At 66.5% G+C, this 14,462-nt stretch carries 12 protein-coding genes; 4 read left to right on the forward strand and 8 right to left on the reverse strand.

What is annotated here, in order from left to right:
* Window positions 1-42 precede the first annotated feature (42 nt).
* Genes H1343_RS10040 through H1343_RS10055 form a run of 4 tightly spaced genes read right to left on the reverse strand, consistent with a single transcriptional unit; the run spans window position 43 to window position 4,679 of the window.
* Window positions 43-636 (reverse strand): ABC-type transport auxiliary lipoprotein family protein, encoded by a 594-nt coding sequence (locus tag H1343_RS10040; RefSeq protein ID WP_185982783.1) that lies wholly within the window; start codon window positions 634-636, stop codon window positions 43-45.
* 53 nt (window positions 637-689) lie between these two features.
* Complete coding sequence (locus H1343_RS10045) at window positions 690-2,624, reverse strand: MlaD family protein (RefSeq protein ID WP_185982784.1); 1,935 nt, start codon at window positions 2,622-2,624, stop codon at window positions 690-692.
* Complete coding sequence (locus H1343_RS10050) at window positions 2,624-3,487, reverse strand: ABC transporter ATP-binding protein (RefSeq protein ID WP_185982785.1); 864 nt, start codon at window positions 3,485-3,487, stop codon at window positions 2,624-2,626. Before H1343_RS10050 ends, H1343_RS10045 begins: the two co-directional genes overlap by 1 nt.
* A 1-nt stretch (window position 3,488) precedes the next feature.
* Window positions 3,489-4,679, reverse strand: coding sequence for an MlaE family lipid ABC transporter permease subunit (locus tag H1343_RS10055; protein WP_185982786.1), 1,191 nt, complete (start codon window positions 4,677-4,679; stop codon window positions 3,489-3,491).
* A 158-nt stretch (window positions 4,680-4,837) separates the two neighbouring features.
* Between H1343_RS10055 and dgcA the strand changes: the two genes are divergently transcribed.
* Together dgcA and H1343_RS10065 are read left to right on the forward strand one after the other, a co-directional pair.
* Window positions 4,838-5,821 carry an N-acetyl-D-Glu racemase DgcA gene (gene dgcA, locus H1343_RS10060; RefSeq protein WP_185982787.1) on the forward strand — a complete coding sequence of 328 codons (984 nt, stop codon included), beginning with the start codon at window positions 4,838-4,840 and terminating at the stop codon, window positions 5,819-5,821.
* A 118-nt stretch (window positions 5,822-5,939) separates the two neighbouring features.
* Entirely contained in the window at window positions 5,940-8,252 is a 2,313-nt protein-coding gene (locus H1343_RS10065; RefSeq protein ID WP_185982788.1) for an NADP-dependent malic enzyme, read from the forward strand.
* Here H1343_RS10065 and H1343_RS10070 read toward each other — a convergent pair.
* Both H1343_RS10070 and H1343_RS10075 read right to left on the reverse strand, forming a co-directional pair.
* Window positions 8,249-9,619, reverse strand: coding sequence for a glutamate--tRNA ligase (locus tag H1343_RS10070; protein WP_185982789.1), 1,371 nt, complete (start codon window positions 9,617-9,619; stop codon window positions 8,249-8,251). The two genes, H1343_RS10065 and H1343_RS10070, sit on opposite strands and share 4 nt — an antisense overlap.
* On the reverse strand, window positions 9,619-9,933 hold the full coding sequence (locus H1343_RS10075) for a hypothetical protein (protein WP_185982790.1): 315 nt from the start codon (window positions 9,931-9,933) through the stop codon (window positions 9,619-9,621). The genes H1343_RS10070 and H1343_RS10075 overlap by 1 nt, the downstream gene beginning before the upstream one ends.
* A gap of 242 nt (window positions 9,934-10,175) precedes the next feature.
* Between H1343_RS10075 and H1343_RS10080 the strand changes: the two genes are divergently transcribed.
* Window positions 10,176-10,796, forward strand: a complete 621-nt coding sequence (locus H1343_RS10080; protein WP_185982791.1) for a DedA family protein — start codon at window positions 10,176-10,178, stop codon at window positions 10,794-10,796.
* 304 nt (window positions 10,797-11,100) lie between these two features.
* Here H1343_RS10080 and H1343_RS10085 read toward each other — a convergent pair whose 3' ends face one another.
* On the reverse strand, window positions 11,101-12,483 hold the full coding sequence (locus tag H1343_RS10085; RefSeq protein WP_185982792.1) for a class II 3-deoxy-7-phosphoheptulonate synthase: 1,383 nt from the start codon (window positions 12,481-12,483) through the stop codon (window positions 11,101-11,103).
* 133 nt (window positions 12,484-12,616) lie between these two features.
* A complete protein-coding gene (locus H1343_RS10090; protein ID WP_185982793.1) occupies window positions 12,617-13,270 on the reverse strand; it encodes a gamma-glutamylcyclotransferase family protein in 654 nt (217 codons plus the stop codon).
* Window positions 13,271-13,563: 293 nt separating this feature from the next.
* Between H1343_RS10090 and H1343_RS10095 the strand changes: the two genes are divergently transcribed.
* Window positions 13,564-14,433 carry an alpha/beta hydrolase family protein gene (locus tag H1343_RS10095; RefSeq protein ID WP_185982794.1) on the forward strand — a complete coding sequence of 290 codons (870 nt, stop codon included), beginning with the start codon at window positions 13,564-13,566 and terminating at the stop codon, window positions 14,431-14,433.
* Window positions 14,434-14,462: the final 29 nt, after the last annotated feature.

Raw genomic sequence — 14,462 nt, forward strand, 5'->3', positions numbered from 1 at the left:
AGAGTCGGCCGGGCCTTTTCGTATCGGGCGAGGCCTCGTCCCTCAGAGCGTGCGCAGCGTCCAGGCGACGATCTCGTCCGTGACCTGTGAGAACGCCTGATTGAGCGCCACGACATAGGCCGGGTTGCCGCTGCCCTGCAGGGGCACGCGGGCCTGGAAGATCTGCGAAGCGCGCACCACACCGCTGCGATCGTTCAACGCCTTCACCGAGATCTCGACGACGGCCGCCGATTCATCGAGCGCGATCTCGAAGCGCCGGATCTCGGTGACGATCTGGAAGTCGATCGCCAGCCCTTGGCCGGGCACGCCGACAGCGCCCGCGCGGCCGGTGTTCTGGAAGGCCTGGAGAAGACGAAGCTGGACGAGGCGCGGCAGGCGATCGGTCCACTGCGCGTCGGCCAGATACTCGACGGTGAGCGCGCTGGGCTGGATGGCGATCTGCTGGCTGTCCAGCGTGCGCACAGCCGTCGGCTCGGCGATGAGAAGTTGCGTGCGCGTCGCCGCGCTACCTCTCGGCGCGCCAACCGGCGCCTCCAGATCGAAGGTCTGCGGCGGAGTGGAGAAGGAGGCGCAGCCGGCCAGAAGCAGCGCGGCGAGGCCGGCGGTCAGAAGGCGCGCGGCGCGTGCCGTGTTCATGGGTGTCCCCCTCATCGTATGCCCTGTCTGTCCCACGAGCGACGAAATCCCGCTCATCGCCGTGTCCGTCCGTCGAACTGGCGCACGTCGCCCGAGCCCGAACCACCGGTGATGATGCGGCTCGGATTGTTCGCAAGGTCGGTGATGGCGCGTTCGACGCGCGTGATCGAATCCGTCGTCGTGCGCGCCAGCCCCTGGATCTCGCGCAAGCTCTGGTCGGAGAGGTTCGTCACGCTCGCCGAGATCGGCGTGATGCCGCTGCGGATGGCGTTCGCGGCTTCCTGGATTGAGACCAGCGTCTCGCGCGCCTGGGAGGTCAGGCCCTCGCTGTTCGGCCCGTTGAGGAGCGTGTCAACCTGCGCGATCACCGCATCGACCCGCGCGGAGGCGACGCGCAGATTGGCGCTCGTCTCCTGCACGTCGGTGATGATGGTATCGATATCCTCGCGTCGCGCGCCGATGTCGCGAGCGATGTTGCCCACCTCGTCCGCCGCGCTGGCGATGTTGCCGGAGGCTGCGGAAACGTCCGTCACCGCCTGGTTCACCAGCGCCGGATCGATGCCGGCGAGAATCTGGTCGACGAGGCCGCGCGTGTCGTCGAGACCGGCGAGCGACTGCTGCAGTGATGTGAGGACGATGTTGGCACCGGAGATAAACTCCTGCACCTGCGGCGAGCGCTCGTTGAGCGCCGAGGTGAAGCCGGAGACGCTTTCGACGGTCGAGCGGACCTGAGCGGGATCGATCGCGGCAGAGATTTCACGCGCCGAGACGAGCGTCTCGTCGAGATTGCCGGCAATGCTCGTCGCGCGGTCGGAGATGGGCCCGAGCGTGCCCAAGAACTGGCTGATGCCGGCGATGTTCTGGCGGATCGCGTCGCCGAAGGCGTCGAAATTCTCCGCGCCGTCGGCAATCGCCGCGACGGCTCGCGCGATGGCCGCGTTCTGGCCGCGGATCGTCCCCGTGAAGTCGGCGATATTGTCGATCGCCTGATCGATCGTTGCGACGTCGATGGCTTCGATCACGGCCTGTGCGGATTGCAGCGTCGAATCGAGGCGCGTGGCCACGCTCGTCGCGCTCTCCGAGAGCGGCCCGAGATTGGCGAGGAACTGGTCGATCTGGTCCGCATTGCGATCCACCGTCTCGCCGATCACGCCAAAGCCCTCGGCGGCGGTCGAGACGGATTCGATCGCCGAGGCAAAAGCCGGGGTCTGCTCGCGCACCGCGTCGGTGATGGCGGCGACGTTCTCGATCGACTGGTTGATGGACTGTGAATCGAGCGCGCCGATGAAGGCCGAGACCTCGTCGATCAGGCCTGGAAGCTGGAGGGCGACGCCGTTGGCGCTGGTCGCCAGGCGTCCGAGGCTGCCGACGAAATCCTCGATCTGGTCTGCGTTCTCGGCAAGGCTCGCGGTGAAGATGTCGACGTTACCGGAGGTGCGCGCGATGTTGTTGGCCGTCGTCGTGACCGCCGGCCCGACCTCCTGAACGAGGCGTTCGAACTCGCCGAGGATGTTGTTGGCGCGGTCGGAGATGTCACGGGCTGTCGCGAGGATGTCGGTGACGTCCGAGGGGTTGGCGCGAATGACGGGCGTTGCCCCCTGCTCCAGCGCCGAGGTGATGATGTTGCGGTCGTTCATGTTGCCGCCGGTCAGGCCGATGAAGCCGATGCCGGTGAGGCCCTGAAAGCCGATGGAAGCCTGGGTGGAGGTGGTGATCGGTGTGTTGCGATCGACCTGCGTGGTCGCGATCACGGTGCGCGGATCGTTCGGGTCGATGCGCAGATTGGTGACGGAGCCGACGTTCAGGCCGTTGAACAGCACCTGGCTGCCCTGGCTCAGACCCGAGACCGAGCCCTGGATGCGCACGACGAGAGGCACGCGCGTGTTGGAATCGGAAACGTTGGCCGACCAGTAGACGAAGCCGAAGCTCGCCGCGAGGATCACCAGCGTGAAGATGCCGACGAGAACGTAATTGGCGCGGTTTTCCATCAGTCTTTCCCGTCGAAGGAAGCGTTTTCGTCTTGGGCGGGCGCGTCCTTCGCGCCGCCGTCCGGCGGCACGATGGTGCGCGCGCGCTTGCCGTGGAAGTACGTCTGCACCCACGGATCGTCGCATTCGAGCATGGTCTGGAGCGGACCTTCCACCAGGACCTTCTTCTGGCCGAGCACCGCGATGCGGTCGCAGGCCTGGAAGAGCGAGTCGAGGTCGTGCGTGACCATGTAGACGCTGAGGCCGAGCGTATCGCGCAGCGTCATGATGAGCTCGTCGAACTCTGCCGCGCCGATCGGGTCTAGGCCCGAGGTCGGCTCGTCGAGGAAGACGATGTCGGGGTCGAGCGCCAGCGCGCGGGCGAGCGCGGCACGCTTGATCATGCCGCCCGAAAGCTCGGATGGGTATTTTCCGGCGGCGTCGGGCGCGAGGCCGACGAGATCGATCTTCAGCCGAGCGAGGTCTTCCATCAGCTTCGGCGAGATGTCGAGATATTCGCGCATCGGCACCTGGATGTTCTCCAGGACGGTCAGCGAGGAGAACAGCGCACCCTGCTGGAAGAGAACGCCCCAACGCTGCTCGACCGAAAGGCGCTGCGCGTCGTTCGCCCGCTCATAGTCAACGCCGAAGACCTCGATCGTGCCGGCCTGCTTGGGGTTGAGGCCGAGGATCGTGCGCAGGAGCACCGACTTGCCGGTGCCCGACGCGCCGACGAAGCCGAGGATCTCGCCGCGCCGCACGTCGAGATCGAGGCCGTCGAGGATCTGCTTCGAGCCGAAGGACACCGAAACGCCGCGCGCACGGATGATGACGTCGTCGTCGCGCTCCTCGCTTGCGGCGTCCGGTCGGGTCCGCTCGTCCATCTCAGTACCCGATCGCTGCGTAGAAGATGGCGAAGATGCCGTCGACGAGGATGACGAGGAAGATCGCCTTCACCACCGCCGAGGTGACGTGGCGGCCGAGGCTTTCCGCGCTGCCGCCGACGCGCATGCCCTCGACGGAGGCGACGACACCGATGATGATCGCCATGAAAGGCGCCTTGATGAGGCCCGCGAAGATCGAGGCCATGTCCACGGCCTCGCGCAGACGCGCGATGAAGGCCTCGGGCGTAATGCCCGAATAGGTCCAGGCGACGAGGCCGGCGCCCAAGAGCCCGCAGATGTTGGCGACGAAGGCCAGGAGCGGCAGCACGATGGTCAGCGCGACGAGGCGCGGGAAGACGAGGACGCCGATCGGGTTGAGGCCGATGACGTGGAGCGCGTCCACTTCCTCACGCATCTTCATGGAGCCGATCTCGGCGGTGATGGCGCTGCCGGAGCGGCCCGCCACCATGATCGCGGTGAGAAGAACGCCGATCTCGCGCAGGGTCAGGATGCCGACGAGATCGACGACGAAGATCTCGGCGCCGAAATAACGAAGCTGGAAGGCGCCCTGCTGGGCGATGATGCCGCCGATCAGGAAGCTCATCAGCGCGATGATCGGCAGGGCGCGCACGCCCATGCGATCCATCTGGTTGACGATCGCGGCCGGGCGGAACTGCGTCTTGCCGGTCAGCCGGCGGCCGGCGCCATAGAGCGAGGCGCCGATGATGTTGAGCCCTGCGACGAATTCCGAGCCGAGGCCGGCGACGCTGCGCCCGAGCCCGTCGAGAAGCGTGATCGGCCCGAAGGACATGCCCCGCTTCTGCGGCGCCGGGCGATCGGTATCGAGGGCGCGCCGCACCGCCTCGAAAAGCGAGGCGTTGCCGCCCTCCACGCCCTCGAACCGCAGCTCGGCGCCCTTTTCGCCGAGCGCGCGCGCCAAGGTCTCGATGAGGTATGCGCCGGACGTGTCCAGGCGGCCGACATCGGTGCAGTCCATCACGATTGTGCGGCCGAGATCGGCCTTGCGCGTCTCCGCGACCGTCTTCTCCACCGAGCCGACCGTGCGGGCCAGCCAGTCACCCGTCACCTTGAGGCGCAGGCCGCCCTCGCCCTTCTCGGCCTCAAGCGCGGGAGGGACGGTGGGCCGTCCGCCGGCCTTCGTGGCCTTTTCGGCATCGGGGATGTCGAGCATCGTGTCGATTTCAGCCCTGGCTTGGTCTATTGCCACCAGACGCGGCGTATTCAATTTCCGGGGCGGGAGCCCTGGCGTCTTGCCGAAGTGTTAACGGCCGGTCGATGCTTTGTCATTGCGACACGGCACGTCAGGCCCCGTAATCGCGAAGGTTTTCAATGGCCCGTCGTCTTTCGGTCACAGTGGAACGGTTCCCGCTCGCCGCATCCTTCACCATTTCACGCGGCACGAAGACGGAGGCCGTCGTGGTCGTCTGCACCGTGGAGGACGAGTTCGGCCGCGGCTGGGGCGAGTGCGTGCCCTATGCGCGGTACGGCGAAACGACCGAGAGCGTCAGCGCCCAGCTCGAAAGCGTACGCGAGGCCGTGGAAGGCGGCGCCTCGCGCCAGACGGTCCAGGAGCTCCTGGCTCCCGGCGCTGCGCGCAACGCGCTCGATTGCGCGCTTTGGGACCTTGAGGCCAAGTCAGGCAACCGACGGCTGGAGGACATCCTCTGCAAGGCACCGGCACGCCCGGTGGAGACGGCCTACACGATTTCGATGGGCACCCCATCCGAAATGGGCGACGCCGCACGCGCCGTCGCCCATCGCGGCGTCCTGAAGGTGAAGGTGGGCGGACGCAACGACGCCGAGCGCATGCGCGCGGTCCGTTCGGCGGCGCGCGGTGCGAAGCTGATCATCGACGCCAACGAGGGATGGACGGCCGACAACGTCGCCGAGAACCTTCTCGCGGCCGCGGCCGTGAACGCGACGATCGTGGAACAGCCCCTGCCCGCCGACCAGGACGACATCCTTGCCGGCATTCCGCATCCCGTGCCGATCTGCGCCGACGAATCGGTCCACGCGACGAAGGACCTCGCCTCGCTGAGCGCGCGCTACGACTACGTGAACCTGAAGCTCGACAAGACCGGCGGGCTGACGGAGGGCATCGAATTCATGCGCGAGGCGCGCCGGCTCGGCTTCGGCGTCATGGTCGGCTGCATGGTCGGCACGTCGCTCGCGATGGCCCCCGCCGTCCTTCTGGCCCAGTATGCGGACCTCGTGGATCTCGACGGGCCACTCCTCCTCAAGCGCGACCGGCCACGCGGCCTCGTCTACGCATCCTCCACGGTCTCTCCGCCCTCGCCCGCTCTTTGGGGTTGAAGCAGAATCGCTGCATCGCAGCGAAACTCAACCGTTTCCATCGTGCGCTGAACCGTTTTAAGACGAGGCCCGAAACGCCCGCCGCTCGGCGGGCGCGAGCAGCCAAACGGAGCGTCCCATGTCGTCGAGCGAAGAGAAGAAGCCAGGGCACACGACCCGCGACCTCGACGAACAGGCGCTTTTCTATCACCGCCATCCCAAGCCCGGTAAGCTGGAGGTCGCGCCCACCAAGCCGCTCGGCAACCAGCGCGATCTCGCCCTCGCCTATTCGCCGGGCGTCGCCGCGCCCTGCAAGGCGATCGAGGCCGATCCTCAGCTTGCGGCCGACTATACGGGCCGCGCCAACCTGGTCGGCGTCGTCTCCAACGGCACGGCCGTCCTCGGCCTCGGCAATATCGGGCCGCTGGCCTCCAAGCCGGTGATGGAGGGCAAGGCGGTCCTGTTCAAGAAGTTCGCGGGGATCGACGTCTTCGACATCGAGATCGACGCCATGGAGATCGACCGCGTGGTGGACGTCGTCTCCGCACTGGAGCCGACCTTCGGCGGCATCAATCTCGAGGACATCAAGTCTCCCGAGTGCTTCGAGATCGAGGAACGGCTGCGCGCCAGGATGGGCATCCCCGTCTTCCACGACGACCAGCACGGCACCGCCATCATCGTCGCCGCGGGCGTGCGCAACGCACTTCTCCTCGCCGGCAAGGACATCGGCGAGGTGAAGATCGTCACCTCCGGTCTCGGCGCGGCCGCCATCGCCTGTCTCAACCTCCTCGTCTCCCTCGGCGCGAAGGTCGAAAACATCACCTGCACCGACATCGAAGGCGTCGTGTACAAGGGCCGCGACGGCCGCACCGACCGCTGGATGGATGTCTATGCGCGCGACACGCCGATGCGCACGCTGGCGGAAGCGATCGAAGGCGCCGACATCTTCCTCGGCCTTTCGGCTGCAGGCGTGCTCAAGCCCGAGCTACTGGAAAAGATGGCGCCGCGCCCGCTGATCATGGCGCTGGCCAACCCGACGCCGGAGATCATGCCCGAACTCGCGCGCGCCGTGCGCGCCGACGCGATGATCTGCACCGGCCGCTCGGATTATCCGAACCAGGTCAACAACGTTATCTGCTTCCCCTTCATCTTCCGCGGTGCGCTCGACTGCGGCGCGACCTCGATCAACGAGGAGATGAAGATCGCAGCCGTCGACGCCATCGCCGCGCTCGCACGCGAGGAGGTGTCGGAAGTCGCGGCCAAGGCCTACGGGTCCGAGACGCCCGTCTTCGGGCCGGACTATCTCATCCCCTCGCCCTTCGACCCGCGCCTGATCCTCAAGATCGCGCCGGCCGTGGCGAAGGTCGCCGAGGAGACGGGCGTCGCGACACGCCCCATCGCCGACTGGGACGCCTATCTCGACAGGCTGAACCGTTTCGTCTTCCGCTCCGGCCTGACGATGAAGCCGATCTTCCAGATCGCCCGCGATTCCGGCAAGCGCGTCATCTTCGCCGATGGCGAGGACGAGCGCGTCCTGCGCGCCGCGCAGGTCATGCTCGAGGAGAAGACCTGCGTTCCGATCCTCGTCGGCCGCCCCTCCGTCATCGGCACCCGGCTGGAGCGCTTCGGCCTGCGCATCCGGCCCGAGACGGATTTCGAGGTGGTGAACCCGGAGGACGATCCGCGCTATCGCGACTATGTCGATCACTATTTCTCGAAGGTCGGCCGGCGCGGCGTCGATCCGGACACGGCGCGCACGGTGGTACGCACCAACACGACGGTGATCGCGGCCGTTGCGCTTTCGCGCGGGGAAGCGGATGCAATGCTCTGCGGCCTTTCCTCGGGCCGCTATTCGCAGCATCTTCGCGACATCCAGCAGGTGATCGGTGTCGCGCCCGGCGTCCGTCGCCTGTCAGGCATGAGCCTCCTCATCGATTCGGACGGCGCGCTCTTCATGAGCGACACCTACGTCCAGGATAGCCCGTCGGCCGAGGATCTTGCCGAGATCATCCGCTTGTCGGCGATCGAGATCGAGCGCTTCGGCCTGAAGCCGCGAGCCGCGCTCGTCTCGCACTCCAACTTCGGCACGGTGCGCACGCCCGACACACTGAAGATGCGCAAGGCGCTTCAGGTCGTGCGCGAAAGCGGGCTCGACATCGAGATAGACGGCGAGATGCACGGCGACGCCGCGCTCTCGGAGGAGATGCGCAAGCGCGTGATGCCGGGCTCGACGCTGACCGGCTCCGCCAATCTTCTCGTCTTCCCCACCATCGACGCGGCCAACATCACGATGAACGTCGTGAAGGTGCGCACGGACGCGCTGCATGTCGGACCATTGCTCCTCGGCACCAACGCACCGGCCCACATCCTGACGCCGTCCGCCACCTCGCGCGGCGTCGTCAACATGGCCGCGATCGCGGTCGCGGAAGCCGTGCAGAAGAGCGGCCGCTAGAGTCTCGCGAGCGTCCTGTCGCGGCCGATCAGCGGCAGGAGAGCGGCCAGTTCCGGGCCGTGATCGAGCCCGGTGAGCGCCAGACGCAGCGGCATGAAGAGCGAGCGGCCCTTGGCGCCGCTCGCGTCCTTCACCGCACCGGTCCAGCTCTTCCAGGTCCTCTCGTCCCATGGCTCCGGCGGCAGGAGCGCCTTCGCCGCGTGAAGCACCTTGCGGGCTTCCTCGTCGAAGGCCGGGACCGACTGCGGCCCCTTCTCGACCGCCACCCACCAGAGCGCAGCATCGCCAACCTTCACGCAATTGCCCCGCACCGCCAGCCAGAACGGCTCGGCAACCTTGTCCGGCACGCCGGCGGAGCGCAGCCTTTCGGAGACGGCCTCGTGGGGCAGCGCATGGACGAGGTCGGCGTTCAGCCGGTCCAGCTCGGCCGGATCGAACTTCGCGCTCGAAGCGGAGATGGCCGAGAGGTCGAGCCGCTTGGCCAGCTTCTCCAAGTCCGACAGTGCCTCGATAGCGCCGGCCATGCCAGTGAGGACGGCGAGGCTCGCCACCGCCATCGGCTCGTAGCCCTCCTCGCGCAACGTGCGCAGCGAGAGGGCACCCGAGCGCTTCGACAGGCCCTCGCCGTCCGTCGTCGTCAGGAGGTTGTGGTGCCCGAAGGCCGGCAGCGAAAAGCCGAGCGCCTCGAAGATCGCGATCTGGACGGCGGTGTTGGCGACATGGTCCTCGCCCCGGATGACGTGGGTGATGCCCATCTTCCCGTCGTCGACGACAGAGGTGATCGTGTAGACATAGGTGCCGTCCTCTCGCACCAGCACGGGATCGGAGAGCGAGGCGAGGTCGATCACCTGTTCGCCGCGGATGAGGTCGTCCCAGCGCGCCTCGGTGCGGCGCATCTCGAACGGCGTCTCGCCGAAGTTCGGCAGGAGGAACCGCCAGTGCGCACGCCGCCCTTCGGCTTCCAGCGCGGCGCGATCCTCGGCCGTCAGCTTCAGCGCCTCGCGCCCATAGATCGGGGGACGGCCGGCGGCGAGATTGCGCCTGCGCCGTCGTTCCAGTTCGTCCGGCGTCTCGTAGCAAGGGTAGAGCAGCCCCGCCTCGCGGAGCCTCTCGACCGCCGCATCGTAGAGGGCGAGCCTGTCCTGCTGGCGCACGGAGGTACGCGGCAGAATGCCGATCCAGGCGAGGTCCTCGGCGATCGCCTGCGCATACTCCTCGCGCGATCGTGCGCGGTCGGTGTCGTCGTAACGCAGCACCATGTCTCCGCCCGCGCTATGGGCGAAGAGCCAGTTGATCAGCGCCGGGCGCAGGTTGCCGATGTGCAGGTGGCCCGTCGGCGACGGCGCGAAGCGCGTGAGGACGTTCATCAGCCGATCTCCGAGGCGCGTGAGAAGAAGGGGGCCAGGACGTCGGCGACGAGCATGCCACCCGCGATAGCCAGCCCGGCGAACGCGAAGACGAGGCCGAGGAGAAGCTGGCGCGCGGCGTGACGACGCTCCGGCTCGCGCTTCTCACCGAAAGCGCCCGCCAGACGCACATGGCGCGCATCAGCGAGGATGTCGACCGGCTCGCCCGCTTCCACGCGCATGCGCCGCAAGGCGAGCGCGAAGCGCATCAGAAACAGAAGGCCGAGAACGCCGGCGACAAGGGCCAGATCTTCGACGGTGGGGAGTTCAGACATGGTGGCCTTCGGGCTGTGCGTCGTGCGACGGCACATACAGGATCAGGAACGCGACCGGTACAGGCCCGCGCACTTCTCGTAACGTTTGCGCCCCATCCCTGTCCGGAAGCGTCACCCTTCATGAAAATGACGCCGTTTGGGCGCCAAGGGGCTTTCCAAGAAGGGCGTTCGCGACGAAAAGGCCCCGCGAGTGGCGCGGGAATCGCGAGCGCCGTGACGTGGCTGCACAGGCGAAACTGAGTTTGGACCAGATTCTCGGCCTCATCGATCGCTTCGGCATCGTCATCGTCTTCATCGGGACGTTCTTCGAGGGCGAGGTCTTCGCCATCATCGGCGGCTTTCTCGCCTATCGAGGCAGCCACACGCTCCAGTTCATGATGGGCCTTGCGTTCGTCGGCTCTTTCCTTGGCGATCTCGCCGTCTTTCTGTTCGCGCGATATTTCTCGGATTCGCCGTGGATCGTTAAGTGGACGCGCAAGCCGCGCTTTGCCCGCGCGCTGCGGCTCGTGGACCGGTTCCAAGCGTACTTCGTCATCGTGAACCGATACGTCTACGGTCTGCGCATGCCGGGGCTGATCGCGCTCGGCCTCTCCTCGATCACCGTCCCGCGCTTCCTCTTCCTCAACCTCATCGGCGCCGGCATCTGGGCGACGCTCTTCACGGGCATTGGCTTCTTCTTCGGCTACTCGATCTCCACCGTGTTCCAGCGGCTGGAGATCGTTGAGGAAGGAATCATTTACCTTCTAGTCGCCGTTGTCGTAGGCGCGGCACTGTTCGGCATCTGGTACCGCTGGGGGCCGGGCGCGGCCGGGCGCATGGCCGACCGCCGGGAAGAAGACAGAAAGGAAGCTCGCGAGCCCTAGGTCGGCCCTTCGCCATCGCGAGCATCGCGCTGACGATCCTTGCCTGCGCGCTCATCGTCCGTGCCGGCCTGCAAATGGTCGTAGCATTCGACGCCCGGACATGGAGCGTCGGGAGCACTCTCCTCGACACGATCGACCGCATCGTCGTCGCGATCGCTGCGTTCGACGTCGGCCAGTATCTTTTCGAGGAGGAAACGATCCGGGCGCGATATCCGGCAAGCGCGAAAAAGCTCCGCCCACGCTGGCGGCGTGGGCGGAAGCCGAAACAGGCCAGTAGCGCGGGCTCGCCCGCGCCGAACCCGGATCAGCCGGCGGCGCGAAGCGCCTCGGGCTGGACCGTCTCATGGTCGCGCTTGACCAGTTCGGAGACGAGGAAGGCGAGTTCCAGTGCCTGGTTGGCGTTCAGGCGCGGGTCGCAATGCGTGTGGTAGCGGTCCGACAGGTCTTCGGCGAGAACCGGGCGTCCACCGCCGGTGCATTCGGTCACGTCCTTGCCGGTCATCTCGATGTGGATGCCGCCGGCATGCGTGCCCTCGGCGCGGTGGACTTCGAAAAAGCGCTGCACCTCGGCGAGGATCCGGTCGAAGGGCCGTGTCTTGTAGCTGTTCACCGTGATGGTGTTGCCGTGCATAGGATCGCACGACCAGACCACCTTGCGGCCCTCGCGCTCCACCGCGCGGATGAGGCGCGGCAGATGCTCCTCGACCTTCTCATGTCCGAAGCGCGTGATCAGCGTCAGCCGGCCCGCCTCGTTGGCCGGGTTGAGCGCGTCGATCAGGCGCAGGAGGTCGTCCGCTTCCATCGACGGCCCGCATTTGAGGCCGAGCGGATTGCGGATGCCGCGGCAATACTCGACATGCGCATGATCGGCCTGGCGCGTGCGGTCGCCGATCCAGATCATGTGGCCGGAGGTGGCGTACCAGTCGCCGCTCGTCGAATCGACGCGTGTCAGCGCCTGCTCGTAGCCGAGCAGCAGCGCCTCGTGGCTGGTGAAGAAGTCCGTCTCGCGCAGGGCGGGATGCGACTCGCCGCTGATGCCGATGGCGCGCATGAAACCCATCGTCTCGGAGATGCGGTCCGCGATCTGCCCGTAGCGCTCGGCCTCCGGCGAACCGCCGACGAAGCCGAGCATCCACTGATGAACGTTCTCCAGATTGGCGTACCCGCCCTGCGCGAAGGCGCGCAGCAGGTTCAGCGTCGCGGCCGACTGGCGATAGGCCTCGAGCTGGCGCTCCGGGTTCGGAATGCGCGAGGCCTCGTCGAAGTCGATGCCGTTGATGATGTCGCCACGGTAGGACGGCAGCGTCTTGCCGTTCACCGTCTCCGAGCCGGACGAGCGCGGCTTGGCGAACTGGCCCGCGATGCGGCCGACCTTCACCACCGGCGAGGCCGCGGCGAAAGTGAGCACCACGGCCATCTGAAGGAAGGCGCGGAAGAAGTCGCGGATGTTGTCGGCGCCGTGTTCGGCAAAGCTCTCCGCGCAGTCGCCGCCCTGCAGAAGGAAGCCACGTCCCTCGGCGACTTCGGCGAGCTGACGCTTCAGCTTGCGCGCCTCACCTGCGAAGACCAGCGGCGGAAAGGTCGCGAGCCTGGCTTCCGTGTCGGCGAGCGCCATCGGGTCGGGATAGTCCGGCACCTGCAGGATAGGCTTGTCGCGCCAGCTCGACGGGGTCCAGTCCTTGGCCATGAGGCTCTCCTTCGCGATCTGCTCGAAGCGGGAGCCGCTTCGCTTCACCGCAATCCGTGGAGCAAGCCCGGCCGCCCGCCAGTCGATCTTCGAGCGCGTTTAATCACCAAAGCGACGATTTGTCATCATCGCGTCACCCGTAGGGCGTGACGACGTCCGGCATGGACACGCGCCGCACGCCCCGCGCGTCGAGAAGCTCATCGAACAGCGCTGCCTCGCCGTCGGCGAGATGCACGGAACGCGGATAGGCCGGGCGGTGGCGATCGCCGACGAGATCGGTCGAAAACCCGTCCGTCTCGGCGACGAACCGCCGCACACCTTCCTCTGCGTACAGCGCATGGAAGCCTTGCAGAACTGCATCGATATACGACTGGAGGATGAACGCGCCGACCTCAGACGCCGTCTCCTCTTCACGCGCCGCTTCGTAGATGAAAAGCGGCACGTCCGAGACCGGCTCCGCCTCGATCGTGCATCGCCCAGGCATCACGACTCGCCTGTGATAGCCGGCTTCGCGTTCGTCGACGGCGGGAAGGTGGTCGGCGTGATCGTAGACGACCACCCCTTGCGTCAGGTGCCCCTCCTCCGGCTTCACAGAAAGGAGGGCGGGCGCCCCTTCGGCACGTAGAAGCCAGAACCTTCGCCACCCCACGACGCTCGCACGGCGGATCGCGAGGAAGCGGGTGCGCAGCGTATGCTTGTTGACGAGCGAGCCGTAACCGAAGTAAGCGACCACCCGCCCTTCGGCGGCGAGCCTTCCAAGGTCTGGATGATCATCGTGGATGTCCATGCGGAAAGTGTCTAGCTGGTCGAGGGCGCTTGGCAAGGCCGGGCGAAACACTTCAAAGGTGATCCAGGGCGGAACCGCCCGATCAGTGCATTTGGCAAAAACGTGGTTGAACTGTGAAGGCGATCGCTCATATGAGTCGATCCCCGGGCTGCCACATTCCGGCCCTTCCTCACGCAAGGTTCGCGAGGCAGGGTTCGATATTTAGGACGAAGTCAGTAAACGAGGTCTTAATGCCGCAGGATGAATTGCAGCACGATCTCGGCGTTTCATCATTCGATGGTCTGGAACACCCTATGAACCGTTCACGGAATATCGCGATCCCCACGCGGGACGGATTGACGCTGGTCGGAACGCTCTACGAAGGCTCGGGAGACGGGCCGGCGATCCTCATCTCTTCAGCGGCGGCGGTCGAGCGCCGCTTCTACCGCGCCTTCGCCGAGAACCTCGTCGAGGCCGGCGCATCGGCCGTGCTTACCTATGACTATCGCGGCGTCGGGAGCTCGAAGGCCCGTTGCCGCAAGGCGCTACACATGAAGGACTGGGGCGTGCACGACATGCCCGCCGCCGTCTGCGCGCTGAAGAAGCTCGCACCCAACAAGCCGCTTGTCGGCATCGGCCACTCCTTCGGTGGCGTCGCGCTCGGCCTGTGCGGCGTCTCGGACGCCTTCGAGCGCTATGTCATGGTGGCCTCGCTGAACGGCTATTACGGGCGCACGCGCGAGCCGCTGAAGGTCTATGCGCGCATGAACCTTCTGGGCGTGCCGATGGCGCTGCTTCTCGGCAAGCTGCCGAAGGCTGCGGGCCTCGGCACCGCCCTGCCCGGCACGATCTTCCGTGATTGGGCGAAATGGTGCCGTCACCCGGAGTTCCTGTTCGCGGACCCGAAGGTCCCGGAGGCTCGCCGCTTTTCCGACGTGCGCATTCCGGTCTATTCGGTCGGAATCTCGGACGACAACTGGGGAACGCCGAAGGCTGTCACGGCGCTTCTCGACCAGTTCTCGAACGCGCCGGTCGAGGAAATCTGGATTTCGCCGAAGGATGCCGGCTGCGAGCAGATCGGCCACAACGGCTTCTTCCGCAGCAGCGTCTGCCAGGGCCTCTGGCCGAAGGTCTCCGATCTTCTGCTCGGGCGCAATCTTCCTGCGGTGCGTCAGGCGGCCTGAGCTAGCCGCTCACGGCGTGAAATTGACTC

This window comes from Aureimonas mangrovi (assembly GCF_014058705.1).
GTDB lineage: Bacteria > Pseudomonadota > Alphaproteobacteria > Rhizobiales > Rhizobiaceae > Aureimonas > Aureimonas mangrovi.